21 protein-coding genes and 1 pseudogene are annotated in these 22,178 nt (G+C 54.9%); 16 read left to right on the top strand and 6 right to left on the bottom strand.

The genetic code is table 11. The features are described from left to right. Nucleotides 1-459 precede the first annotated feature (459 nt). Entirely contained in the window at nucleotides 460-897 is a 438-nt protein-coding gene (locus ACPLPM_RS12965; RefSeq protein WP_424357195.1) for a hypothetical protein, read from the bottom strand. A 125-nt stretch (nucleotides 898-1,022) separates the two neighbouring features. On the opposite strand from ACPLPM_RS12965, the gene ACPLPM_RS12970 reads away from it, so the two are divergent. Genes ACPLPM_RS12970 through ACPLPM_RS12980 form a run of 3 tightly spaced genes read left to right on the top strand, consistent with a single transcriptional unit; the run spans nucleotide 1,023 to nucleotide 3,191 of the window. Next, nucleotides 1,023-1,703 carry a 2,5-diamino-6-(ribosylamino)-4(3H)-pyrimidinone 5'-phosphate reductase gene (locus ACPLPM_RS12970; RefSeq protein ID WP_424357196.1) on the top strand — a complete coding sequence of 227 codons (681 nt, stop codon included), beginning with the start codon at nucleotides 1,023-1,025 and terminating at the stop codon, nucleotides 1,701-1,703. Beyond that, complete coding sequence (locus ACPLPM_RS12975; RefSeq protein ID WP_424357197.1) at nucleotides 1,688-2,653, top strand: NOL1/NOP2/sun family putative RNA methylase; 966 nt, start codon at nucleotides 1,688-1,690, stop codon at nucleotides 2,651-2,653. The genes ACPLPM_RS12970 and ACPLPM_RS12975 overlap by 16 nt, the downstream gene beginning before the upstream one ends. Further along, nucleotides 2,646-3,191 (top strand): PUA domain-containing protein, encoded by a 546-nt coding sequence (locus ACPLPM_RS12980; RefSeq protein ID WP_424357198.1) that lies wholly within the window; start codon nucleotides 2,646-2,648, stop codon nucleotides 3,189-3,191. Before ACPLPM_RS12975 ends, ACPLPM_RS12980 begins: the two co-directional genes overlap by 8 nt. Nucleotides 3,192-3,233: 42 nt before the next feature. Here ACPLPM_RS12980 and ACPLPM_RS12985 read toward each other — a convergent pair whose 3' ends face one another. After that, nucleotides 3,234-3,776, bottom strand: coding sequence for a superoxide dismutase family protein (locus ACPLPM_RS12985; protein WP_424359987.1), 543 nt, complete (start codon nucleotides 3,774-3,776; stop codon nucleotides 3,234-3,236). Nucleotides 3,777-4,007: 231 nt separating this feature from the next. Between ACPLPM_RS12985 and ACPLPM_RS12990 the strand changes: the two genes are divergently transcribed. The 11 genes from ACPLPM_RS12990 (at nucleotide 4,008) to ACPLPM_RS13040 (ending at nucleotide 17,225) form a co-directional block, all read left to right on the top strand. Then, on the top strand, nucleotides 4,008-5,492 hold the full coding sequence (locus ACPLPM_RS12990) for a carboxypeptidase-like regulatory domain-containing protein (protein ID WP_424357199.1): 1,485 nt from the start codon (nucleotides 4,008-4,010) through the stop codon (nucleotides 5,490-5,492). 89 nt (nucleotides 5,493-5,581) lie between these two features. Beyond that, entirely contained in the window at nucleotides 5,582-6,982 is a 1,401-nt protein-coding gene (locus ACPLPM_RS12995; RefSeq protein WP_424357200.1) for a hypothetical protein, read from the top strand. A gap of 191 nt (nucleotides 6,983-7,173) precedes the next feature. After that, complete coding sequence (locus tag ACPLPM_RS13000; protein WP_424357201.1) at nucleotides 7,174-7,989, top strand: HAD-IC family P-type ATPase; 816 nt, start codon at nucleotides 7,174-7,176, stop codon at nucleotides 7,987-7,989. Between the two features lie 45 nt (nucleotides 7,990-8,034). Continuing rightward, complete coding sequence (gene atwA / locus ACPLPM_RS13005) at nucleotides 8,035-9,657, top strand: methyl coenzyme M reductase system, component A2 (protein ID WP_424357202.1); 1,623 nt, start codon at nucleotides 8,035-8,037, stop codon at nucleotides 9,655-9,657. A 101-nt stretch (nucleotides 9,658-9,758) separates the two neighbouring features. Then, nucleotides 9,759-11,291: a methyl-coenzyme M reductase-associated protein Mmp3 gene (gene mmp3 / locus ACPLPM_RS13010; RefSeq protein ID WP_424357203.1), complete on the top strand. Its 1,533-nt coding sequence runs from the start codon at nucleotides 9,759-9,761 to the stop codon at nucleotides 11,289-11,291. Next, nucleotides 11,288-11,737, top strand: coding sequence for a methanogenesis marker 6 protein (locus ACPLPM_RS13015; protein ID WP_424357204.1), 450 nt, complete (start codon nucleotides 11,288-11,290; stop codon nucleotides 11,735-11,737). The genes mmp3 and ACPLPM_RS13015 overlap by 4 nt, the downstream gene beginning before the upstream one ends. Continuing rightward, nucleotides 11,734-12,201 (top strand): methanogenesis marker 5 protein, encoded by a 468-nt coding sequence (locus tag ACPLPM_RS13020; RefSeq protein ID WP_424357205.1) that lies wholly within the window; start codon nucleotides 11,734-11,736, stop codon nucleotides 12,199-12,201. The genes ACPLPM_RS13015 and ACPLPM_RS13020 overlap by 4 nt, the downstream gene beginning before the upstream one ends. Then, nucleotides 12,198-13,448 (top strand): methanogenesis marker 15 protein, encoded by a 1,251-nt coding sequence (locus tag ACPLPM_RS13025; RefSeq protein ID WP_424357206.1) that lies wholly within the window; start codon nucleotides 12,198-12,200, stop codon nucleotides 13,446-13,448. The genes ACPLPM_RS13020 and ACPLPM_RS13025 overlap by 4 nt, the downstream gene beginning before the upstream one ends. Further along, nucleotides 13,438-14,049, top strand: coding sequence for a methanogenesis marker 17 protein (locus ACPLPM_RS13030; RefSeq protein WP_424357207.1), 612 nt, complete (start codon nucleotides 13,438-13,440; stop codon nucleotides 14,047-14,049). The genes ACPLPM_RS13025 and ACPLPM_RS13030 overlap by 11 nt, the downstream gene beginning before the upstream one ends. Nucleotides 14,050-14,055: 6 nt before the next feature. Then, nucleotides 14,056-14,976, top strand: coding sequence for a methanogenesis marker 7 protein (locus tag ACPLPM_RS13035; protein ID WP_424357208.1), 921 nt, complete (start codon nucleotides 14,056-14,058; stop codon nucleotides 14,974-14,976). Between the two features lie 176 nt (nucleotides 14,977-15,152). After that, entirely contained in the window at nucleotides 15,153-17,225 is a 2,073-nt protein-coding gene (locus ACPLPM_RS13040; RefSeq protein ID WP_424357209.1) for an OmpL47-type beta-barrel domain-containing protein, read from the top strand. 43 nt (nucleotides 17,226-17,268) lie between these two features. Here ACPLPM_RS13040 and ACPLPM_RS13045 read toward each other — a convergent pair whose 3' ends face one another. Continuing rightward, nucleotides 17,269-17,916, bottom strand: coding sequence for a hypothetical protein (locus tag ACPLPM_RS13045; protein WP_424357210.1), 648 nt, complete (start codon nucleotides 17,914-17,916; stop codon nucleotides 17,269-17,271). Between the two features lie 59 nt (nucleotides 17,917-17,975). Then, entirely contained in the window at nucleotides 17,976-18,353 is a 378-nt protein-coding gene (locus ACPLPM_RS13050; protein WP_424357211.1) for a hypothetical protein, read from the bottom strand. A 112-nt stretch (nucleotides 18,354-18,465) separates the two neighbouring features. Here ACPLPM_RS13050 and ACPLPM_RS13055 point away from each other — a divergent pair, with 112 nt between their 5' ends. Continuing rightward, the gene (locus tag ACPLPM_RS13055; protein ID WP_424357212.1) at nucleotides 18,466-18,960 is read left to right on the top strand and encodes a carboxymuconolactone decarboxylase family protein; all 495 of its coding nucleotides are present in this window, start codon (nucleotides 18,466-18,468) and stop codon (nucleotides 18,958-18,960) included. A gap of 403 nt (nucleotides 18,961-19,363) precedes the next feature. On the opposite strand, the gene ACPLPM_RS13060 is transcribed toward ACPLPM_RS13055, so the two are convergent. Then, entirely contained in the window at nucleotides 19,364-19,963 is a 600-nt protein-coding gene (locus ACPLPM_RS13060) for an alpha/beta hydrolase (protein WP_424357213.1), read from the bottom strand. Nucleotides 19,964-20,070: 107 nt separating this feature from the next. Beyond that, on the bottom strand, nucleotides 20,071-21,363 hold the full coding sequence (gene mmp10 / locus ACPLPM_RS13065; RefSeq protein ID WP_424357214.1) for a methyl coenzyme M reductase-arginine methyltransferase Mmp10: 1,293 nt from the start codon (nucleotides 21,361-21,363) through the stop codon (nucleotides 20,071-20,073). 430 nt (nucleotides 21,364-21,793) lie between these two features. Here mmp10 and ACPLPM_RS13070 point away from each other — a divergent pair. Next, nucleotides 21,794-22,122, top strand: a pseudogene (locus ACPLPM_RS13070) (GxxExxY protein). Nucleotides 22,123-22,178 lie beyond the last annotated feature (56 nt).

Raw genomic sequence — 22,178 nt, forward strand, 5'->3', positions numbered from 1 at the left:
CCACGGCGGCACAGCGACACAGAGACGATGGCAAACTGTTAACGGTGAACTCTTTTTCAGCCCACGGCGGCACGGAGACAGTGCATTAACCATAAGCTGCTTACCATCCAATCGTTTCAACCTGTGTATCTGATATAAGGCCTGAAAGCTTCACCCCTCCTTTGAATATTTTCAGGTTTAGCATCAGTATACCGGATGAGGTGTTTGTCTCCGTGCTCTCAGCCCTCCGTGCCGCCGTGGATCATAAAAAAGAGCCTTGCTACATGGGTACGAGTTATCGCCGTGTCGCCGTGCCGCCGTGGTTAGAAAACTTACCCAGTTGTCGTTTCCCGCACGGTCTCCGTGTCACCGTGCCGCCGTGGTTCAAATAATTGTTCATGGACTGCTAGTATACAGTTGTCTCCGTGTCGCCGTGCCGCCGTGGTTCAAATAATTGTTCATATATCTTTTTCACGATGATCAACGAACAACACTCGCAGGTTGTGGCCGGGACATGATTAGCCCTGCGCCGGCGAAGAGTATTATGATGAGGGCAGCGATGGTGCCGCTGTCGAGGCCGAGGATCCAGATGGAGCTGCCGTTAAGTAAAATATTGAAATTGGACGTCCCGACGAAGAGGCCTGCGACGGAGGCGCCGCCGAGGATGCCGGCGCCGAAGGCCCTTAGCCTTGAATAGTGTTCCATGAGCAGGTATGCGGCGCTGATGGCCAGGGCGGACATGACTACCTTGATGGCGATGAAGCCGGGGACTCCGGCGAGGTCGAAGGCAGTCTTGATGAAATAGCTCTTCTCGTACTCGAAGCTGCCGAGGAAGTTGTACGCTGCCAGCGTGGAAACTATGTCGTACAGTACGTAGAACACGATGGCACTCACCAGTAAAAACCTGCTCCACTTCACTATTCAGGGAATGTTTCGCATTTTTATATAAACTATCAAATATAATAGCGGCATTTACGGATACATAGTTTGGTCTGCGTTCGGGTGTGGCAAGATATATACGTGTACCAGCCCATGGCTTGATCATGCTAGACAGGCCATACACGTTCATCAACTCAGCCATGAGCGCGGACGGCAAGATCTCGACCAAAAAGAGGAAGCAGGTCAAGATTTCCGGCAAGGCGGACTTTGACCGGGTCGACGAGCTCCGGGCCGGCAGCGACGCGGTCATGGTCGGCATCGGCACGGTGCTGGCCGATGATCCCAGCCTGACGGTCAAGTCAGAGGAGCGCCGCAAGCGCAGATCTGCCGGAGGCAAGGACGAGAACCCTGCCAGGGTCGTCGTGGACTCGCAGGCCCGGACGCCCGTTACAGCCGATATCTTTAAAAAAGGCACGGGCAAGAGAATCGTTGTAGTCTCGCAGGCCGCGCCGGCAGATCGTGTGGAAGCGCTTCGTGAGAAAGCCGAGATCATAGTCTGCGGCAAAGAGGAAGTCGACCTGGAGCAGATGTCTGCAGAGCTCAAGAAGCGGGGCATCAGCAGGCTGATGATCGAGGGCGGGGCCACGCTGAACTACGCGATGGTCAGCCGCAGACTCGTGGACGAGATATCGGTGTTCGTGGGCAACCTGATCATCGGGGGCAAAGAGGCGCCCACATTTATGGACGGGCCGGGTATCGGCGAGCGGAGCGAGGCTGTAGAGCTGAAGCTCGTGAAATTTGAACCGATGGACGAGGGGATCGTTTTAACGTGGAAAGTGTTGTAATTCAGGAGTTCCCTGTAGACGCCCGCATTTCCGAGCTGGCGAAGAAGTATGGCTATAATGAGTACATGGTGGCGAGGTTTGCCGTGCTGGTGCCGGAGCTGGAAAAGTTTCTGGCCAGCATGGAGGCGCCGCCGGTCACCTACATCAGAGTCAACACTCTGAAGATTGCGCCCAACGCGCTGCTGAAGAGGCTGACCGATAAAGGATTTATCCTGAAGCCGGCAGACATTCCGGATTGTTTCGAGGTCATGGGAGAGCCGTATTCTATAGGCGCCTCGGCCGAGCACCTGCTCGGGTATTTCTACATTCAGGACAAGTCCTCGATGATTCCGCCTCTGGCGCTGGCCCCTAACCCGGGCGACACAGTCATGGACATGGCTGCCTCCCCGGGAGGAAAGACCACCCACATGGCCCAGCTGATGAACAACGAAGGGCTGATCGTTGCCATCGAGAAAGAGGTGGCCAGGCTTCCGTCGCTACGTACCAATATCGGCCGGTGCGGAGTCATGAACACCGTTATTTACCACATGGATGCGCTGGAGGCAGACAAGATCGGAATCAAGGCCGACAAGATACTGCTGGATGCCCCGTGCACCGGCGAAGGCGTGATCGCCAGAGACCGGAGCAGGAAGACCAGCAGAGAAGAAGCAGACATCCAGTTCTGCTCCACCGCTCAGCATGAGCTGATCGACGCGGCGATGAAAGTTCTCAAGCCCGGGGGAACGCTCGTCTACTCCACCTGCTCTTATGCCCCGGAAGAGGACGAGCTGATCATCGATTACGCAGTGAAGAAATATGGGTTGAAAGTCGAGCCGGTGCCATACGGCTTGCCGGGCATCGGGAAGTTCGGGAACCTGACCTTCACCCCCGAAGTGAAAAACGCCAGACGCATGTATCCGCACATACACAATACGACAGGCTTTTTCGTTGCGAGGTTGCGCTATGTATAGGGGTCTTAAGAAAAACGAGCTGACCCTGGTTCGCCGGGGGCTGGACTACTGGGGGGCTTTCGACCTGTCGAAAGACCTGAACCTGGTGGCGAAGCAGGGCGATAAGGTCGAGATTTTCGTCACGACGCCGGAGGTAAAGTTCTTCGCGATCGGCAGAGACCCGGAGCCCATGACAGCAGGCTTATGTATCGGCGAGGTCGGCAAAAAGCAGTTCCTGCCGACGCTGGAAGGGCTGTACCTGATTGCCAGGGCGTCAGAGAAGAAGAAAGTAGAAGTCGTCGGCCAGGCGGAATCGCTGGTGCTCTACGGCAGAGATGTCTTCGGGACGTCCATCACCTGGGCGGACGAAAGCATCAGGCAGAACGAGCGGGTCATCATCGCCAACAAGTTCGGAGAAGCCATCGGCGTAGGCCGGGCCAGATATGACTACAGCGGGCTCATGGCAGACAAGGTGACGGTCACCAATGAAGCAGATGTCGGCCTGTACATCCGGAACCAGGACATCATGGCCGGGTCGACCTGCAGGTTAGAGTTCTGACCGGAGCTGAAGTGTGGCCACAGCTTATACTGTGGCCACAGCTTATCCTGTGGCCTCAACCCTTTTTATGACGCCGCAGGCGATTCGGCCACCGCTATTGCCTGCCGGATCGGTCATCTGGTCATCCGAGCCTGCATGGATAATAATGGCGCTTCCGTCGGCATCGAAGAGCGTTGTCGGGCCCGGCGACAGAGTCACGCGATCAGTGGTCACATTAAGCCTCCCGGTGCCGGCCCGGTTCACCTTCAGGTCTGGCAGATCACCCGCATGCGGGCCCTGAGGATTGTTAAGCCCGTGTTGTTTTCCAAGCGGGTTGTAATGATCCCCGGCAGCTGTAAAGGGCGGAGTACAGTCACCCTTTTCGTGGATGTGGATGCCGTGGTAGCCAGGAGGGAGTCCTTCCGCTGTGACGTTGACCAGAACAACGCCCCGGTCATCTTCGGTAAACCGGGCAACTCCTACTTCTTCGCCATCCGCATTTTTCAGCACGGCAATCGCATGTTTCGCCCCATCGCCCTGGGCATAGGCACCGGTAAGGATTACCGCAGCAGCTAATAACGTTAGTACAAGCAACTTTGTGATCATCATACTCCACCCGTTGTCAATGTCAGTTTTGGAATGATAGCTGCTTGTCTGCATTTGTGTGACAGTAGAACACAAGCCACCCATATTTACCGGGTTTATCCGGGGACGCTCTTGCGTAGCCATGATCAGCATACCACGATTTATCGAAACGTTTAAGAGATAAGCCGTCATTAACGGTATTAGATGAAAATAGGGATGAATAGGGTTTATTTCACTTCAGTAATTATTATTTTGAACTTACTGATAGTGTACTCGCTATTCATTACCAGTGCCAGCGCCGAAGGGACCGGGTACCTGATGGGCCGGGTCACCATGCCTGACCAGCAGACCGGCATTCCGGGCGCCGAAGTCGAGCTCCAGAAGGACGTGACCGGCACCGATGTCGGCATGGCTAAAGTGACCACTGATGCCCAGGGCAACTTCTACATCACCAACCTGGAGGCGAACGACGAGTCCTGGGGCTACAGGCTGGTAGTTAAAAAAGGCGAATGGGGCCAGAGCGTGACCCAGCACTTCTCGGTGATAGAAGGCACTTCTACGGTTGTGACCGTCCGCATCTTCCCGCACATCAGCCGGATGACGGTTGAGAGTGATAAGGCAGTCATCAATGCGGATGATACGTCCCGGGCGAATGTCGTCATCAGGCTTTACGATATCGACGGCAAGCCGGTTCCCGATAATATGAATGTGGTAGTTTCGCAGGACAGCTATTACCCTAACCCGGGCAAGTTCATAGCCGGAAACCAGAACGGCACCGAGCTGATCCTGCCCACCAGCGGCGGAAAAGTGGCGGTGCAGTACGGTGATATACCCTCCGATACCCTGGCCAGGAACGTCAAGATCAACGCTGAGTGCGTCCAGTCGACGGGGAGCGGTTCGACGAGCCTGTCGATCAACCTGGTAATGCCCAACATGATCACCGGCACCGTTTACGACAAGACCATGCAGCCGGTGCCATACGCAAATGTATTCCTCTCCCGGTGGGACGGTGTAGGGAAGTATACGGGCTACAATAGCACCGAGAACGGCAACTCGACCGATGGCAGCGGATTGGCCGATGCTAACGGCACATATCGCTTCTCAGTCATGCCAGCCGGCGACTACATGGTCACTGCCAACGAATCTGCTTTCAGCAACTCCACGAAGGTGCAGGTCATCAGGGGCACCTATAACATGGACATCATTCTCCCCATGAGCCGGGGCAGCATCAAAGGATATGTCAGCGACCCTGATGGCACCCTTGTCCCGGGTGTTAAAGTCACCCTGTTCAGGGTTTACGAGGGCAAGCTGACCCAGATGGCTACAGCAGTATCCGATGCTGAAGGTAGCTTCAGCTTCGACGACATCTGGTATGGCAGGTATAACCTCCAGGCATCCGCAGGGGATGAAACAGCAGATCTGCCCCTGGTGCTGGATTCTTCGAAGGCGACCGCTGCTATGAACCTCAGAAAAGCATATGCGACACCGACGCTTGTGCCCACGCCGGATGTTAACGCCACGCCATCAACCAATGTTACGGCGACTCCGATCGTCAAGCCCACTACGCCGGCAAACGCCACGGGAAAAACTGTGACACCGAAGCCCCCCACTCCGACGCCCTTCCCGATTACGCCGGAAAATCTGCTGAAAACATATGGCATATCGATAGGCGTTATTGCGATCATTTGTGCAGGTATGGTAGTCCTGGCCATGCGCTTCATGCCCCCGAAACAGTGAGCGATACATTACTGTGGACACAGCATAGCTGTGGACACAGTGACGCTTTGGCACAATTTTCATATGCCTGCCGGGCTTACAGTACCACCATGGCAGCTTTAATCCGGGACTGGATGGGCAGCGGGCTTGCAGATTTCGAGCGGGCGCTGCTGTACGATCAGGACAAGCAGCACTGGGGCTGGCTCAAGTGGCTGCCGGACGGCGGGAACAGAATATTTACCCTGTCAAAAAGCCCGTTTATGGGTAAAGCCGGCATACCCACCTATTACATCCTGCCGGAGGGTTACGACAGGCTCCTGACCGAAAACCAGTTTGTAAGGATAGAGGTCACCGGCCCTCCGCACGAGGAAAAGTTTCCGGAGCAGTACAAGTCTTTTACAGTAAAGTCCGTGGAAACGATCCCCGACAGGGAGCTCCTTAACATTTTACCCCACCCCAAACTGTACATCGAGGAGTTTCGGCGGGAGGCTACGGTCAACTTCGAAAATGCGGAGAAAGATAATCTGGACGTAGTCCTGCCTTTGCAGCTGGTCAGCTGCCCTTCGAACGAGACGGGCAGAGGCGGCCTTACCGTCAGGCGGGAATCGTTCCTGGAAAACGAGCCCGGCAGAGCAGACATCGTGCGGCAGTTCAAAGACGGCGTGCTGGACTGCATCCCGACGGGGTTCAAGATCGTCAACCCCGCGTATGTGTACATGCAGGTCACCCCGGGCAAGGAAGCAGGCATGGAACGGCTGAGGAACAAGGTGAGAGAAGTCAACCTGATGACTGACCCGGGCACCTCGCTTAACATTCACCTGCCGATGATCCACCTTCAGTCAAGGTACCATTTCAGGCAGCAGCTTTCGGCAGACGTCGTGTCGTACCAGCTGACGGCGCTGATCTGCCAGCCACACCTCAGGAGAGAGGACATCAAGCCCATCGAAAGCTCGATCAAGAAAGCTCGCAAGCGGATGGAAAAGATGTCCGTAGACTTCAACATGACCCCGCTGGCAGAGGTCAAGGTCGCGGAGGCCTTTGCCCGCATGCGCCTGGTGCAGAACAACGCCATCTACAAGTACCTGGATGGCGCCACAGGGCTGCTGGATTCTCAGCGCAAAGTAACTGAAGACCTATATCACGACCTGTGGAACCGCCAGGTGGAAGCGTACGAAGACCTCCGCAGCGCCTTCGACGGCGTGGAGATCAAAGGCGTGCAGGTGGCAGGCAAAAAGCGATCGGTCAGTATCAGCAACTTCGATGCGAACTTATCCCGCCGGGACATCTCGGTCTACCTGGAAATCCGGCGCTTGATCGAGGAGTCAGGAGCCCAGTATGTCAAACGACAGGAGCTGAAAAAAGCCCTCGCCATGGATGATGCCGTCCTGCGGGAAAGCCTGGACATGCTCCGCAACCGGGGCTACATCATCATGCTGCAAAACGGCTCACTGATCAAGGTCTTTGACCTGGGCGAGTTCAGCGGCAGGTTTGACGAAGCGCTGCCCAGGTAAGCAGCGCTGCCTAAATAGGCAGCAGGAAAGCTCGTAAACTGGAATGATACCGGCTCGGCGCATTTCTGCCGGATGTTACGGCATCATAAACTACTAATCATATAGGCTACATATATTGATTTTAAGTAACCGCGGCCTGCCGGCGGCCCTTAACGCCGTGAAGAATGTAGACCCCGACCAGGATAGATATTATGAAAACTGCCGTGATCTTCGATAGCGCAGGCACCTTGTTAAAGGCGTACAGAGTAGCCAAAAATGTCCGGACCGGGCAGATCACCGAGAACGTGGCTTCGACCAACATGGTTCTGCAACACCAAGGCTGTGCCCTTGTGGCCATGAGGGCGGACTCGGCCGACTTTCTGGATAAGCTCAACGCCGGGACTACTATATCGGCGTTCCTGGCCTCGTCCAGCATCGGGCTCGACGTCATCTGCAGGCGCAGCAAATGCACGACTGATCGGATATCACAGGCGGCGATGGGAGATACGCAGGCCACGATAGGCGATATGCGGGATGCAGTCGCCGCGGTTAAGCTTAAGTGTAAAGATATATATTATGTCAATATGGGTTTCGTTGTCGACGTGCCCCATTCAGAAATACCCTACGTGCTGGCCACAGGCGGCCGGCTTTTCTCAGGTGTCAAGCAGCTGATCCGGAGACTGGGCGAACTGGGGGTGGACGTCTATATCGCGTCCGGAGACAACCGTAAGTCGCTGTCCGCGCTGGCCCGGGAACTCGGCCTCCCCGAAGCGAGGGCTTTTGATGCCCTGTCACCGTCGGGGAAAAAGGAGCTGGTCATAAAGCTTCGGGAGAAGTATGACCGGGTAGTGATGGTCGGTGACGGAATCAACGACCACCAGGCGATCCAGGCGGCGGACATCGGAGTGCTTACCGTCCAGCAGGCTGGCCCGCGGCCGCAGATACTTTACGACTCGGCCGACGTCGTGATTGACAACATTAGAAATGTCGAAGAAGTGATCAGCAAACGATTACCCGAAGGAAAATGACCTTTACATTCAAACCTTTACAATCATAACCCGGAGGAAACTGGAGTGACTGCCTTTATCGAAGTTAAGAACCTGAACGTGAAGTACGGCGAGAAAAGCGTACTTAAAAACATCAACCTCACCATCAACGAGGGCGAGGTTCTCGGCATCATCGGCCGTAGCGGAGCCGGCAAGACCATCCTGTTACACGTGATCCGGGGCCTGGACGAGGACATCCCTGCGTCCGGGAGCATAGTATTCCATCTGGCGAGCTGCGAGAAATGCGGCTACACTAACCCGCCATCCTGGACCGGCAAAGCCTGCCCGAAGTGTGGCGGCACCATGAAGGCCAGAGATGTCGATACCTTAGCAGCCGACATGACTGACGGGGACCGCAGGAGCATTTCAACCAGGATCGCCATCATGATCCAGCGTACGTTTGCCCTGTACGGCGACGACCGGGTCATCGAGAACGTGATGCGGGCACTGGAAGACGTGAACTATTCCAAAGACCACACCCAGGGCCAGCTTGTCCAGCGGGCTGCCGACCTGATTGATCAGGTGAAGCTGTCCCACCGCATGATGCACATCGCGAGAGACCTTTCGGGCGGTGAAAAGCAGCGGGTCGTCCTGGCCAGGCAACTGGCTAAGGAGCCCATGATGCTGCTCGCCGACGAGCCTACCGGCACACTTGACCCCAAGACTGCAGCAATCGTCCACCAGGGCATCGTCCAGGCGGCGAAAGACAATAACATGACAGTGCTCATCACCTCGCACTTCCAGGAGACGATCAAGGACATGGCCACCAGGGCCATCCTGCTGGACAACGGCGAGATCAAGATCGACGGCTCTCCCGACGACGTGATCAAGGAGTTCATGAAATCCTCTAAGACGGTGGAGAAGAAAGAGTTCACCGCCGGCGGCCCGATCATCAGGGTACAGGATCTGGAGAAGACGTACCTGTCCATCGACCGGGGCATCATCAAGGCGATCAACAAGGTCACCTTTGAGGTGAAAGAAGGAGAAATCTTCGGAGTGGTCGGCGTCAGCGGCGCAGGTAAGACATCCCTGTCCAACGCCATCACCGGCAACCTCGAGGAAACCCACGGCATCTGCGAAGTGAGGATCGGCGACGACTGGGTCAACATGCTGGAGCCCGGCTACTATGCCCGAGGCAGGGCAAAGCAGTACGTAGGCCTGCTACACCAGGAGTATGACCTCTACCCGCACAGGACTGTCGTGGACAACCTGACCGACGCCATAGGCCTGGACTTCCCGGCAGAGCTCGCGGAGAGAAAGGCTATGCACACGCTGCAGATCGCCGGCTTCAACGACGAAAAGAGCGGCGAAGTCCTCCCCCAGTTCCCGCACGAGCTGTCCGAAGGCGAACGCCACAGGGTAGCGCTTGCGCAGGTCCTGATCAGGGAGCCCCGCATCGTCGTCCTCGACGAGCCGACAGGCACCATGGACCCGTTCACCAAGCGGGACGTGGCCAACTCGATCCTGTCCTCGAGAGACGAGATCGGAGAGACGTTCGTCATTGTTTCCCACGACATGGAGTTCGTCCGCATGGTGTGCGACCGGGTGATGCTGATGCGTGGCGGCAAGATCGTCGACATCGGCGACGTCAATACCGTGCTCTCTAAGGTCACCGAGCAGGAGCGCCAGATCATGGCGCAGGGCCCGTGAGGCCCATCTTTTTAAACTAACAGAGGAAGTGTTTTCTTTTATTACGGTCAAAAGAAAGTATTTGATTTGAAACATTATTTTGGTATGGAGAAGAGGGTACTTTGAGCGTAGAATATGTCGTAGATGTCAACGGGAAAAAGGTGGCTGTGAAGCAGGGTGCTACGGTGGCCGACGCGCTGGCCGCGGCAGGTGCCAGCCACTACCCTGGCACAGTCATCGGCATCATCAGCGGTAGGGAAGAAGCCCGCAAAGAGGTGGCTACAGAGTTCAGGATAATGACTACCCGGGGCGAGGTCCGGCTGGAACTGAGCGGAGCGCTCAAGCACGCCTGGCTGGACAGCTACAGCCAGTTTACTGGTACCGGGACAAAGTGGACTACCAGCCACGCCATTGCCTTCGGGCCTGCTCCGACCGGAGTGACCGCCGGGAAAACCGAGGCAGAATACCATCGATGGGACGTGGCCTTCGGTACCGGAGGCTACGATGCCAAGAACACGTACCTGATCATCTCGAAAGCAGATCACTCCTCTGACTATGGTGTCAAAGGCGGTGGAACTTTCGGTAAAATTATCTCGGGCAAAAAGGTGCTGGACAGCCTGGGCCAGGAAGATAGCATCAAGTCCATCGAGCCGGTCGTGAAGCTGGAAAAGTTCGCTAACAAGACTATCACCATGGACACGTCGATGCCTGTGGAAGACGGCATGGAAATTCACACTGCGCTGCAGGTGGAAATGCTGCCGAAGGCCAGGGAAGGTGCAGAGCACTTCTACGCGGCGGTAAAGGACGGAATGTTCCCGGTGGACTTTTGTGCCAGCACGTTCATATCCAGCGATATCATGCTGGGCGAGGTCTGCCCGTACGAGAACCTGGGAGCCAGAAGTGAAGGCGCTGTAAGTATCCGCACAGACGGTAGCGGTAAAGGCCGCATCTACATTTCGAGGGCGGACATGACGTCGAGCATCTATCACTCGATCGTCGGCAGGGTCATCAACGGCATTGAGCTGGTCAAGATTGTGTCTCCAGGCCAGCGCATAGCGGTCACGACGATGCCCGATCGCCTCAGTGTGCTGGGCATGGACCTGAAAGCTGCCGAGGCATTTCTGACTCAGCGGGGCGTCACGTACGAGAAGGCCGGCCACCAGGGCGAGGATGCCGTAGTCGTCGATCAAACGCCCAGGACGACCATGGAGATCGTCAGTTCCGGCACCGTCAAAATCACATCGATTCCAAGGGAGAACCTTGTGGAGATCAAGCTGTACGATAACGTCGCGCCCCAGTCGGTCGAGTACTTCCGCAGGGCCACGGGCTTGAAAGAGCAGCACGTGGGAGCTCTCAACGTATTCTTCAAGTACGAGGATACGCTCCTCTTCAAGGGCAAGACCGTGCACGTAGGAGAACTCATACCGGAGAACAAGCCGGATGAGGGCATGACTGTGGCGGCCGGGGAAATAGGGCTGACCAACATGGCCGCTAAGTACGCCGGCATGGTGGGAGTAAGGTTCGGCGACAGCAGCAAGTTCGGCCCCACAGGGGAGAAGTATGTCGCGACCAACATTATCGGCCGGGTGCTGAACATGGAAAAGCTGAGAAAGACGAAGGATAAGGAAACCGTCTACTTCACGGAGGTGCGATGATGGCGACACAGGACGATATTATCACCAAGATGGTAGTCATATCGGATTCGCTGCTACCCGCGGAGGTGGCGATCAGCGCTTACAAAATTACCAGCGACGTAGTGATCAAAGAGACGTGCTACGGGCTGATGATCACAGGCAAACGCGACGAAGTGAACCGGCTCGCAGGAGAGCTGCGCAACGAACACCCTCACAAGATATTCATCAAGGAACGCGGCTATCCCTCGGGAGACAAGAGACGCTGTCGCGCCGATCGCGGAGGAGGCCCGAGGCCGGGGTTCCACCAGCTGAAGGAAGAGCTGGACATCCTGCCCGATATAGGCAAAGGCCTGGTGCTCGTGGAGCGGGGCAATAAGCCAGTATCCCAGCCGAGGCCGAAGAACATTGACGTTGATAAGTTCAAGGAGATCATCAATTCGACTATCGCAGAAGGAGATGCGCAATGAAGATTTTTATCTATCCCCCTAACAGCCTCATATTAGCCGATCTGGTGGAACGCTTCGGCCACGAGCCCCTGACGCTCATGAGCGAAGTCCGCAAGAAAGTGACCAGCCCCAGCCTGGACTCCCCGCCGATGAACATGACGCCGGACGACCCGAAGAAGGGCCTGAAGTACGCCGCCATCGAGATTCCGTCGGGCGTCAGAGGCCGGATGGCCCTGATGGACCCGCTGATCGAGCAGGCGGAGGCGGCGATCATCGTAGAGGACGCCGAATACATGTTCGGGTGCATGGGCTGCGCCAGAACAAACGAGCTGCTGAAGTTCGTGGTCCGGAAGAAAGGAGTGCCAGTGCTTGAGTTACAGTATCCCAAAAACGAAAACGAGGCGAAAAATTTCGTGTTATATGTCAACGAGTTCCTGGATAAGCTGACCGAGAAAGTGGCGCCGAAGGCGGAGGGAAGCCAATGAGGAAGATACGCATAGCGCACCTCACCTGCGGCTCGGAGCACAGCGGTGTACAGGCCGAGATCGAGAAGGCCGCAGAGCAGGTCAACGCCCAGATCGTCTTTCCCGAGGTAGAGATCGGCAACGTGAAGGAGAACGCCAACGCGTTCGGCCTGCAGGTAGCCAGCCCTGACTTACGCCTGATGATCGCCCGGGCCAAGAGCATCGCCAAAGGCGAAACCAAGGCGGATGCAGTCTTCATCACGACCTGCTTCCGGTGCGCCGAAGGCGCCATCGTCAGGAACGCTTTGAGAGACTACCTGCACCAGCAGTCCGGCTTACCGGTCATCAGCTACTCCTTTACAGAGAGAACATCTCACGAGACGCTGCTGACCAGGATGGAAGCGTTATCGACCACTGCGCTCCGCCGCAGCCTGCTCGCGAGGGAAGAGCAGTCTGGCCTGACAGCAGGCATCGACTCAGGGTCGAGCACCACTAAGGCCGTCATCATGCGGGATAACAAGATCATAGGCACGGGCTGGGTCAAATCCACGGATGTGCTCAAGAGCGCAGAAGAAGCCTTCAGCAAAGCGCTGGCAGAAGCCGGAGTCAAGAGAGAAGAGCTGAACGGGATCGGCACCACCGGCTACGGCAGGTTCCTGATCGGCAAGCACTACAATGCCGACCTCATCCAGGAAGAGCTGACGGTCAATTCCAAAGGCGCCGTATACCTGGCCGGAATGCAGAAGGGCCCGGCCACGGTCATCGATATCGGCGGCATGGACAACAAGGCCATCTCAGTCCAGGACGGCATTCCGGGAAGCTTCACGATGGGCGGCATCTGTGCCGGCGCATCGGGCAGGTTCCTGGAGCAGTCGGCCAACAGGCTGGGCGTGGAAATCGGAGACATGGGCGCGCTGGCAGTCAAAGGCGACCACTCCAGGGTAACGATGAACAGCTACTGTATCGTCTTCGGCACCCAGAGCTTAATCAACTCACTGTCCCAGGGCCACGCCCGGGAAGACGTGGCGGCAGCAGCCTGCTACAGCGTCGCTGAACAGGTTTTCGAGCAGCAGTTACAGGAGATTGAGGTGAAAAAACCGGTGATCATGGTGGGCGGATCTTCGCTTAACATCGGCCTGGTGAAAGCCATGGGCGACCTGCTGAAGATCGACATCGTCGTCCCGCCGTACTCCCAGCACATCGGCGCAGTTGGCGCCGCCCTTCTCGTCTCCGGCATAAGGGGAGGGAAAGGACAGGATGATCAGTGACATGATGGAGCCCCTCGAAGTCTTCAAAGTAGAATGCGTGGATGAGGAAGGCGCTCAGAAATACGAGAGCGTCATCCGGGACGTGCTTACCGACCTGAACCTGGTGAGGGCTATCGGCCGCCTGCGAGTCTACATCGACCCGAAGGAGCCCGTGTTTATCATAGTGGGAATGTTCAGGCAAGGTCTGCCGACCATTACTCTCGGCGACGTGGCAGACATCAACGGCGTCAACGAAGGCATCATGGTCTCGGTCAGGGAAGAGCAGTACGCTTCGACGGCAGTAGGCAAGCTCTACCTGAAGTTCGGGAGAGACAAGATTATCCCGACTGACAGAACCTCGGTCATCGTACCCATGGAAGGCGACTATGGCCGCCTGCACGACGAGATATCCTCGATCGTGGTATACGACCCGAAGGACGAGCTCAAGAAAGCGGTGATCGACGCGCTGATCAGGATAGCCCCCGAAGGCTTCAGGGTCCGCAAGCACTACATTTCCGAGCATACGCTCGCCTTCATCGCCTCGGAAGACCCGATCAAGCCCGCCTGGATGGAAGTTTGCCACCGCATCAGGGAAGAGATCAAGCAGGACAAGGAGGCCTGAACAGGCATGGAACCACTGATTTACCAGGGTGGCATCTACAAGCACGAGCAGATGATCGAGCTGGTCGAAGACCTCGGCGGGTACATCCTGCAGAAAAACGTGCTCCAGCTGGACGTCATCGCAGTCATGCTGGTACCGAACGCGGATTTGCCGCTGATCGAGGCCAAGTCGAAAGAACTGCTGGGCAAGCTCACCAAGGCCCCGCTCGCCGGCGCCGAGATAGCCGTGGTCACCCCGACGCTGGCCTACCAGCACTTACCGCACCTGGCCTGCGACCTTGCCGAGTACCTCCGCAGGGCAGGCTCCAAGACGAACATGATAGGCCTGGCCAGAGGCGTAGGCAAACGCGTGGCACAGCTCAAGGCAGCTGAAATCGACCTGATCAACGAGCACGACTGCGCAGTCTTCACCTACGGCAACTTCCGGGAGTGCATCAAGGAAAAGACCAAGCTGTTCCGGGACATCGAGATACCGATAATTGTCACGGGAGGCCCGACTATGGAGGTATCCGAAGTACCGGGATGTGTCGACTACATCGGAGGCCTTGGCAGAGTCATGCACAGGACGAGGCAGAAAGACGAGCTGGCTATACTGGATAAGCTCGTGGATGCCACAGGCAAAGTGCTTGACCAGCGGCGGGAAGAGCTGGACAAGGACCCCCTCAGCGTCAGTCCGCCAAGAGTGATGCACGAGATCGAAAAGCAGATACCCGACATCCCCGAATCGCTGTCTCCGACGCCGATCACGCTACAGCTGAACGGCTGCCGCATCAAGGTACCCTACGACGAGTACGCAGACCGCATCCTCAACGTCAAGTTCGACGAGGGCATATACATGAGAGAGGTAGCAAAGCTCTACCGCTCGAAGATGAAAGATTACATCATCCTGAGGATACTGCCTAAGTCCGAAACCGGGTTTGTTATCTGAAGATAGATCCTTTGTGGCCGGAGGGAAACCTCCCGGCCCATATCGCCCAGTCTTTTTTAGTTCAGCTAAGCCAGAATAGAAACTAATTATATATGCACCTATCCCTTAATATCCAGTTAAGCACCTGGCTGGCCCGAGACGCCGGTCAGAAAGAAGGGCATTTTGGGAGTGGTGGTATGAAGCAGATAGTGAAGAGTGGTTTTCTTTCGATCGTACTGGCAAAAGCGATGAAGATATCGTGTTCAGGAATTCTGATATTAGCGATATCCCTGTATATCATAAGCGATATTCTGACTGGCGTAGCGAGCGCGAGTGTAGCGAGCGCAAATTCTCAGCTGGCCGTGACCAACATCCAGATGACCCCCGGTACGATTATTCAAAATACCGACAGCGCGACCATTTCTTTCACACTACACGCTACCAGAGCCGCCATCACGATCGACATATACGATCCCGACAAGAATCTCATCAGGACTCTGGATGCTGGCACCCTCGAACCCGGCGTAAACCATGTCATCTGGGACTGCAGAGACTCTGCCAACAATCCGGTCAGGCCTGGCCTGTATACCCTCGAGATAAACGCCAAAGCCGCCTACCCCACCTACAGTTATGTACATAAGTGGGGCGGATACGGAGACGGGGATGGTAAGCTGCAGAATCCGATGGGAATCACTGTCGACCCCAGTGGAGAGGTGTATGTCGCAGATTATGGGAACGGCCGGGTACAGAAATTTGGGTCGGGCGGCAACTTCATCCAGAAATTCGGCGCTTCAGACGGTAGCTGGAAACCCACAGATCTCGTGGCAGACTCGGACGATACGATCTATGTCACTGATGAAACCGAGGTCCGAAAGTGTATTAGTAGTGGTAGCAGCGCCGGCTATACGTTTCTCTTCATCAGCGGTATTATCGGCGGAAGCTCTGCAAGTATAAGCCCCAACGCGGTTACAACAGATCCAAACGGCAATCTCTACATAACGGACGGGAATAACGATCGCGTCCTTAAGCATTCAGCTACCGGAGATTATATCACACAATGGGGCAGCTACGGCAGCGGGCCATACCAGTTCAACCAGCCGGGATCTGTCGCGGTGGACCATGCCGGAAATATGTACATAATGGATTTGATGAACCGTCGCGTCCACAAGTTCTCGCCGAATGGTGACTACACCGAGGACTGGACTGGCCACGCAGCCGGAGATGGAGAACTATCTGCCCCTGCGAAAATTGCCGTGGATTCAAATGGCATAGTTTTCGTGGTGGATAATTTCCACTGGGTTAAAATGTATGCACCAGACGGCTATTACATCGGCAAGTTCGGGGGAGACGGGACGGGCGATGGCCAGTTCACCTGGGCATGCGATATTGCAGTGAACGATGAAGGGTATGCGTACGTGACGGATTATTACGCTCACCGGGTCCAGAAATTTGCTCCGTATTACGCCACAGTGATAAGCATAGCGACGTTTACAGTGACAGGCACCCAGTCAGGTGACCAGTCCACATACCAGGGGCACATATCAGCTACGCCCGGGACTTCCTCGATCATTACCCCGACAGGGATGAACAAATCGGCCACAATAGGGCACATTAGCCAGCCGGGCATAAAAGGTACGGCTAACCTGCCGGCAGCTACTGCGACCAGTACCCCGACCCCTACATGGAAAGCTACCACAGCCCAGGGATCATCGATTAGTGCCACCGCCACCCCTGCACCCACTCAGGGCATTGGGCTGATAAAACCCGGCTCTAAGGTTGTTCCAGGTATGAAATCCAATCCGGCGATCTATTTAATTCGGCCTGTCGGGAATACGTCGATTCTCTCCCGGAATAGCTCTCTGATTGCCCCTGTCGATCTGCCGGCGCCCGGAGACAATAGTTCTCCGCTGGTTACTGACACAATAGCGCCTGTCACCGCAATCCTCGTGGACCTGGACAAGACAAACTCGTCCCTTGCACGGATTACGCTGAATGCAAGCGACGAAGGCGGTGCAGGTATCTTGAAGACCGTATACAGCTTCGATGGTGCCAGCTGGACGAGGTATGCCGGCCCCTTTAACGTGTCAATCGAGGACAAGATAACGGTTTATGCGCTGTCCGTAGACTGGGCGGGAAACACGGAGACTGCGAAAACAGCTAACATCGGCGCAGTTACCGGGAACGAAGGGAATCCCACAGGCTTGTGTGCCGCAATAATATTGCCTCTGCTGGTCGTGGGAGTGGTAGCCGCCGGAAGCCGGAAAAAATAAGCGATTCTCCGCCATACGTAACTTTCTTATTTTTTACTCAGGATTACCGCAGACGGCGCCTGACCCCGGACCTGTTGATGACCATACCAGCGGCTGCAAGGCCTCCTGCCATAGCAAAGGGTATGAAGGGCAGACAGCCATCGATGCCCCTGTGGACGGCGTCGGGCGTGGGAGTACCGGTCACTGTCGTTGCCGGGACAGATGAAGTCGGCGTTACCGTGACTTTAGGTATCTCGTAAACGGTCTCATAGAAGCCCTGACGGAGGATGAACTGCGTGATCTCGGCGTTCTTCGGCACCGCCACTTCGACGAACTTAGGGTCGGTGATGGTGTGAGGCAGCACATATTCACCCGTGTACTCCTCGTTCGTGTTCTGGTACTGGTTTCCGTTGCTGTCCACGAAGATGACCTTGATGAACGCCCTGACCTGGGAATCACCGGTATTCTCGTAGCTGTAAACAAGGCGAACCCATTTGAGGTTCTGGGAATTTTCCGGCGGATAAATATTCATGAGCGGCTTATCCGTTGTGTTCACCTGTATCAGGTGAATGATAATCGGCCGCTGCTTATCCTGGTACAAAAATTCTTCTGTCTGTGGTAAAGGTATGTTTTGATCTGCAGTGGCAGCCGGAGCCACCAGAGCCAGGAAGACGAACCCCGCTATGAGAATCGGGGCAGTGCGGCCGAGCATAGATTAATCATCCTGATCTAAGGATTTATACTTTTTGAAGTAAGCCTGTTAGCACTGCCCTATTTTGCGAAGAGCAGGATAAAAGTGAAGGAGTAGAAGATGAGGAGCGCACCCAGGAAGATGAGCAGCCAGCCCGGATGACTAATTTCCACGTTAGCTTCCACATCATTTTTACTCTCATTGCCCCCGATCGGATAAAGAACCCTGGTAGCTACGACCATGCGATCCTCCCGGCCCGCGAGATGGAAGAACTCGACGATAGCCCCGAGCAGCAGAACGACCCCACCCTCGATAAATAACAGGTTTGAGAGGGTTACGAGGATGCTTCCCCCGCCGGTCACCAGGGTATAAGCCCCCGCGAGCAGAACGTCGGCCACGACGATGATAGCAGAGTAGATGATCATAGAGATAAAGGGCATTATCCGCCGGTGTTTCATCGGTAGGTATGTGTAGGTCCGGACACAAAAGCATTCCGCCCTCGTGTTCCGGTTACCTATAAATACTCCCAGACGGATAACTACTCTATCATTTTCACAGCGGGGATGCACGTTGAAGTTCGAAAACACGCTGAAAGGAATCTTCGGAAAAGAGCCGGATGACGCAGTACAGGAACTGCTCAAGAACATAGAGGATGACTATGGTGAAGTCCCCTTCATCCTCAAGGCCATGAGCGACAAGCCGAACGTGCTGCTCCCCAAGATTATCTACGACGACGCCGTCCTCCGCAACCCGGAGCACCTGGACGAGAAGACAGTCGAGCTAATCACGATAGGCGTGGCCACCGCTTTAAAGTGCGACCATTGCCTGAAGATGCACCTGCGCGTCGCCAGACGTAAAGGCATCTCAGAAGAGCAGGTGTTCGAAACCATCCTGCTGGCCAGCGCGTTGTCTAATACGGCCGCTCTCGCCCAGGCGATGCGGGTGTTCGAGTCAGACAAAGAAGAGCACCGGGATACGGAAACGATCAAGGACGAATGCCCGGGCTGCATTGTCTACGAGAACAACCACAAGAATAACTTGAATGGTAGCGATAAGACGGACTGATTACAGTCTATCAGGCTCCTTTTTAACAATAGGACAATCCCATCGCTGCGCTGTGCCGGCCACTATTTCTATGATACTCATAAAAAGTTGTCTATGTGCTCGTGAACGTGGACGAACGCTGCGCTGTGCCAGGATCACAGATTACGACAGATTACACCGATTGCACAGATGCTAATCGATAACAAAATAGAATGATTCGTAGTATTCATCTTATCCAATATAGTCATCTCTGCAATCTGTGCAATCCGTAACAATCTGTGATCTGGCACAGCGCAGCGATCGTGTTGCTGTCTCACGTCATCAGAGTAATCAGAAACGCACAGCGCAGCGTTCGTATTGCTATCTCAGGCCATATGAACAACCAGAAACGCGCATGTAATATCTAATTCCGACTGTACAAGTATTATAGATTCTCGAGGAACCAGCTCCGGACCAGGTCATACATTTCTTTACTATTCTGGCTGATGCCGTGATCGGCACCCTCGAACAGGATCAGCTTTTTTGGCTCCTTCGCCCGTTTGGCTATGTCGACCGAACACTGGTATGTCAAGGTCTTATCGCTGGTGCCGTGGATCAGCAGAACCGGCCTCGGAGCGATATCGGACACATCATTTGTGCCGTATGACTGGCTCGCCACAGTAACTACGGTTTTGACCCGCTCGTCGGCAGCGGCTGCAGAAATGACTACGGCGCCGCCGAAGGACCACCCTATGAGCCCGATCCTGTTAATATGCTCCTGGTTATCGAGGTACTCGATACAGGCAAGGATGTCTGAGATGCACTCTTCGAGAACAGAATCGTACCTGCAGTCGATCAGCAGAGAAGAGATGCCCGACTTCTGGAGATCATCGGCCATCGGATGATAGATGTTGGAAGGGCCGTGAGTCCCTCCGCCCACCCCGTGCATGTAGATGACACCTTTGTCAGTGTTGCCCTTGAAGAACTCACACCGGACGTAGCCATCCCGGTTTTTAAGGTCAAACTTGATAGCCGAGGCCTGCATCGATCAGAATTCAGACTGGCAATATTATATGGTGTGCTGACTTTTTTGGTGAAAAGTAAAATGAGAGGCACCGACCGTCAGCAGGCAGCGGTACCGGTATATAGAGTTTACTTTTTCTGAGACCTGATCTGCCGGGCAGGTTTTGGAGCAGGTATGGCTTTGGCTTTCTTCGGCTCCAGCCCGTAGATGTTGATCATCTGGATGAGCTCGGTGAACGCCTCGACTTCGAAGTCCAGGACTTCTTTCTTAGACATACCGATGGTCATTTCCCCGTCTGCGGTCAGCCGATCGGGGCCTCTACGGATAAAGCGTTCGAGGCCATCGGCAGAGAGAACTTCCTCAGCATCCTTATCCCAGACGAAAGAGCGACCCGGGAGGATTACCGTATCCTTGACATTCTTGAGATCGATGCCCTTGAGATCGTCGATAGTAAGCAGGCAGGCAATGTCCTTCTTCGCTGCCACGACGTTGACGGTGCCTCCGAGCTGGGAGAATATATCCGCCAGCATCGGTCCGGCCACAGTGCCCGTGATAAGCGTGGCTTCTTTTGTGACAGGAGGAAGCTTCTTCAACAGCTTCGGATGATGCGCGATGGCAAAGGGAGAGCCGATCAACGGATCGCCCAGCGGAGTGCCGGTCACCCGGAACTTATATTTCGAAGCGATATCGTGGACGATATCTTCGAACTCCTTGATGGTATGAGGCTTCACACCCTTGATCAGCGGGCCGTTTTTCAGGATGAGCCCCTGCTCCTCCGAGTTGGCGAACCGCATCAGGATAACGCCTTTAGCGCCCCACTTCTGCAGCATATCGCAGGTCTTGATGAGGTCTTTCCCGTCGTTGACCCCGGGAATAAGGACGGACGCAGCGTAGACGTCGCACGCTTTACAGAACCGGCGCAGGGCCTCAAGAGACTCTTCAGGCTGCTTGTCGTTCATGTACTCCTTACGCTTTTTCGGGTCTGCGGAAAACACGGTAAAGGTGACCTCAGTCACCCCGTTATCGATGAAGAAGTCAGCATCGTCGGCACCCTCGAAGCCTTTACCGCTGGTATAGCCAAGGTGAATAGGTATCCCGAACTGGCCGAGGAACTGAACGAGCTCTTTCAGCTCAGGATAGCAGCTCACATCCCCGCCGCCGCTGATAGTGATCTTCTCCACACAGTCTCTGTTGAACATGAGCGCCTGCTGGACCTCCGGAATCACCATCATCAGAGGCTTAAAGCCTGGATACTGCTCCTTCACGCCCCGGGTACAGTAGTCGCACCCCTTCTGAAACGGCATACAGTACTTACACCCGAAGGCCGGCACGTCCTTCACGAGCTTAAAATAGCAGTACTTACAGAAGCCCCGGCAATCCTTCCCCGGGCTCCCGCCCACGTCCGCGAGAACCTCAACCATGATAAGGACAAGTATGGCGGTTGAAGAGTATTAACATTTTTCGTGATAGCCAGAACATCCAGATAACTAACCACGGCGGCACAGCGACACAGAGACAATGGCAAACCAGAAGAGCAAGATGGTAAAAGAAACCACGGCGGCACAGCGACACAGAGACGGTGCGAACCACGTCAACAACAATCTCTTTTTTAATCCACGGCGACACGGGGACATTGTGTACCAGTACAATCGATTGATCATCATTTATTTGATCTTAGATAGTACAGTGGCTTGAGTCTAGGGTACCGCACCATTAGTTTCAGTTTGCTTATTCATCAACCATATAACATATATTCATATTATTGAAAATTAGTTGGTGTATGAAATGAAAAGAATTGAACCCATAAGTCAAGAGCTGAATGACCTGGCCACCCTGACTATCGATGCCGCTATGAAAGTCCATAGAACACTGGGACCAGGACTCCTGGAAAGTGTCTACGAAGCCTGTCTCTTGTATGAATTAAGAAAGATGGGATTTACTGTTGAATCCCAGACACAGGTCCCGGTACACTACGAGGGAGTATACCTGAATACTAACCTGCGTATCGATATCCTGGTGGAAAACAGCTTGCCATAGAAATCAAAACCGTTGAGGAATTGGCAGACATACATAGTGCTCAACTATTGACTTACCTGAAACTCATGAACCTGAGACTGGGCTTACTTCTAAACTTCAATTCAGTCATGCTAACGGACGGCCTAAAAAGAGTAGCAAACTAACAACCATTAGAGTATTTCATTTTTTTCAATTTACCGATCGATCCCAGTGTAGCAAA

This window comes from Methanocella sp. MCL-LM, from assembly GCF_049676595.1.
Lineage (GTDB): Archaea > Halobacteriota > Methanocellia > Methanocellales > Methanocellaceae > Methanocella_A.

Bases quoted from the DNA above. Each gene is read 5' to 3' on its own strand.
- ACPLPM_RS13035 (WP_424357208.1), top strand. From the start codon at position 14,056: ATGGAACCACTGATTTACCAGGGTGGCATCTACAAGCACGAGCAGATG.
- ACPLPM_RS13025 (WP_424357206.1), top strand. From the start codon at position 12,198: ATGAGGAAGATACGCATAGCGCACCTCACCTGCGGCTCGGAGCACAGC.
- ACPLPM_RS13020 (WP_424357205.1), top strand. From the start codon at position 11,734: ATGAAGATTTTTATCTATCCCCCTAACAGCCTCATATTAGCCGATCTG.
- ACPLPM_RS12970 (WP_424357196.1), top strand. From the start codon at position 1,023: ATGCTAGACAGGCCATACACGTTCATCAACTCAGCCATGAGCGCGGAC.
- ACPLPM_RS13060 (WP_424357213.1), bottom strand. From the start codon at position 19,963: ATGCAGGCCTCGGCTATCAAGTTTGACCTTAAAAACCGGGATGGCTAC.
- ACPLPM_RS12985 (WP_424359987.1), bottom strand. From the start codon at position 3,776: ATGATCACAAAGTTGCTTGTACTAACGTTATTAGCTGCTGCGGTAATC.
- ACPLPM_RS13045 (WP_424357210.1), bottom strand. From the start codon at position 17,916: ATGCTCGGCCGCACTGCCCCGATTCTCATAGCGGGGTTCGTCTTCCTG.
- ACPLPM_RS13000 (WP_424357201.1), top strand. From the start codon at position 7,174: ATGAAAACTGCCGTGATCTTCGATAGCGCAGGCACCTTGTTAAAGGCG.
- ACPLPM_RS13015 (WP_424357204.1), top strand. From the start codon at position 11,288: ATGATGGCGACACAGGACGATATTATCACCAAGATGGTAGTCATATCG.
- ACPLPM_RS13030 (WP_424357207.1), top strand. From the start codon at position 13,438: ATGATCAGTGACATGATGGAGCCCCTCGAAGTCTTCAAAGTAGAATGC.
- ACPLPM_RS12980 (WP_424357198.1), top strand. From the start codon at position 2,646: ATGTATAGGGGTCTTAAGAAAAACGAGCTGACCCTGGTTCGCCGGGGG.
- mmp10 (WP_424357214.1), bottom strand. From the start codon at position 21,363: ATGGTTGAGGTTCTCGCGGACGTGGGCGGGAGCCCGGGGAAGGATTGC.
- ACPLPM_RS13040 (WP_424357209.1), top strand. From the start codon at position 15,153: ATGAAGCAGATAGTGAAGAGTGGTTTTCTTTCGATCGTACTGGCAAAA.
- ACPLPM_RS13050 (WP_424357211.1), bottom strand. From the start codon at position 18,353: ATGAAACACCGGCGGATAATGCCCTTTATCTCTATGATCATCTACTCT.
- ACPLPM_RS12995 (WP_424357200.1), top strand. From the start codon at position 5,582: ATGGCAGCTTTAATCCGGGACTGGATGGGCAGCGGGCTTGCAGATTTC.